The sequence below is a fragment of the Hymenobacter coccineus genome (assembly GCF_001816125.1).
GTDB lineage: Bacteria > Bacteroidota > Bacteroidia > Cytophagales > Hymenobacteraceae > Hymenobacter > Hymenobacter coccineus.
This window is the reverse complement of the sequence record NZ_MDZA01000293.1, coordinates 1-510: the sequence shown is the minus strand read 5'-3', so window position 1 is coordinate 510 and position 510 is coordinate 1. Positions and strand designations below refer to the sequence as shown.

Annotated in this window: 1 protein-coding gene; it reads right to left on the bottom strand. The window is 62.4% G+C overall.

Going from position 1 to position 510, the window contains the following annotated elements; genetic code table 11:
• A partial coding sequence (locus tag BEN49_RS15460) for an IS3 family transposase (protein ID WP_141765689.1) occupies positions 1 to 510 on the bottom strand: 510 nt, incomplete at both ends.

Below are 510 nucleotides of genomic sequence, written 5' to 3'. Positions count from 1 at the left end.
TGCATCGCAGCTACTACGTCTTCGCCCTTGAGCGACTGGCCGACGTGAATGGCCAGGCACTGGCGACTAAAATTATCGACCACAGTTAAGGCGCGGATTTTACGGCCATCGAAGAGGTTATCGGCGACAAAATCCCTGCGCCAGCGCTGGTGCAGCCGACCCAGCGGTAGGCGTTCTAACCGACGGGCAGCGGCCCGATTACGTCGCGGGCGCTTGCTACGTAAGTTCAAGCCCTCCGGGCAGTAAAGTCGGTGTACGCGCTTGTGGTTATCCGGCCAGCCCCCGCGGCGCAATAGGATATAGAGGCGCTGACTGCCGTAGCGCACCCGCACTTGCGCCAGTTCGCGCAAGCGCTGGCGCAGGACAGTATCATCCCGCCGGTGTGCTTGATAGGCGAAGCTGGCGCGTTGTAAGCGGAGCACCCGGCAGGCCCGGCGAGCCGAGATGCGGTAGGCGTCGAGGAGGTGTTGAGCCGCGTGGCGACGCTGCACGGGCTTCAGAACTTTTTTT